This is a genomic window from Arthrobacter sp. CC3, assembly GCF_039907775.1.
Lineage (GTDB): Bacteria > Actinomycetota > Actinomycetes > Actinomycetales > Micrococcaceae > Arthrobacter.
This window is the reverse complement of record NZ_JARCCY010000100.1, coordinates 1-1320: the sequence shown is the minus strand read 5'-3', so window position 1 is coordinate 1320 and position 1320 is coordinate 1. Positions and strand designations below refer to the sequence as shown.

Annotated in this window: 1 protein-coding gene; it reads left to right on the top strand. The window is 67.0% G+C overall.

Annotated features, from left to right (window positions below; all coding sequences use genetic code 11):
- Positions 1-1320, top strand: a 1320-nt coding sequence (locus PV761_RS24145) for an aspartate ammonia-lyase (RefSeq protein WP_347900045.1), incomplete at both ends; no start/stop codon positions are given.

The window sequence follows — 1320 nt, the reverse complement described above, 5'->3', positions numbered from 1 at the left end:
CACACGCTCCGCGCCGTGGAGAACTTCCCCATCACCGGCCAGCCGCTGTCCTCCAACATGTACCTGGTCCGCGGCCTCGCCGCCGTCAAGCTCGCCGCCGCCCGGACCAACCGCGAACTCGGCCTGCTCGATGCAGAGCGCGCCGACGCCATCGAGGCGGCCTGCTCGGACGTCATGAACGGCAAACTCAGCGATCAGTTCGTCGTGGACGTCATCCAGGGCGGCGCCGGGACGTCCTCGAACATGAACGCCAACGAGGTCATCGCCAACCGCGCCCTGGAAATCCTGGGCCACCCGAAGGGCGACTACGCCCGCCTGCACCCGAACGACCACGTCAACCTCAGCCAATCCACCAACGACGTCTACCCCACGGCCGTGAAACTGGGCACCATCTTTGCCGCCCGCGAACTACTCGCCGCCCTGGCCGAACTCGAAGAGGCGTTCGCGGGCAAAGCCGCCGAGTTCCGCACGGTAGTGAAGATGGGACGCACCCAGCTCCAGGACGCCGTACCCATGACCCTCGGCCAGGAGTTCGGGACCTACGCCGTGACCATCGGCGAAGACCGGCTGCGCCTGGCCGAAGCCGACCTGCTGATCCACGAAATCAACCTCGGCGCCACCGCCATCGGCACCGGCCTGAACGCCCCGGCCGGCTACGCCGAGGCAGCCTGCCGGCACCTGGCCGACATCACCGGCCTGCCACTGGTCACCGCCGTGGACCTCATCGAGGCCACCCAGGACGTCGGCGCGTTCGTGCACCTGTCCGGCGTCCTCAAGCGCGTGGCAGTAAAGCTCTCCAAGATCTGCAACGACCTGCGGCTGCTTTCCTCCGGCCCGCGCGCCGGCTTCGGCGAAATCAACCTCCCGGCCGTGCAGTCCGGTTCCTCCATCATGCCCGGCAAGATCAACCCGGTAATCCCGGAAGTGGTCTCCCAGGTGGCCTACGAAGTCATCGGCAACGACGTCACCATCACCATGGCCGCCGAAGCCGGGCAACTCCAGCTCAACGCCTTCGAACCCATCATCGTCCACAGCCTCCACAAGAGCATCTCCCACCTGGAAGCCGCCTGCCGCACCCTCACGGCACGCTGCGTCCGGGGCATCACCGCCAACACCGAACACCTCCGCCTCACCGTGGAGCAGTCAATCGGCCTGGTCACAGCGCTGAACCCCCACCTTGGCTACGCCACCGCAACCGCCATCGCCCAGGAAGCCCTCGCCACCGGCAAGGGTGTTGCCGAACTGGTCCTCGAACACCAGCTGCTCACCGCCGAGCAACTGGAAGAGCTCCTCAGCCCGCAACGCCTGGCCAACCTCAGC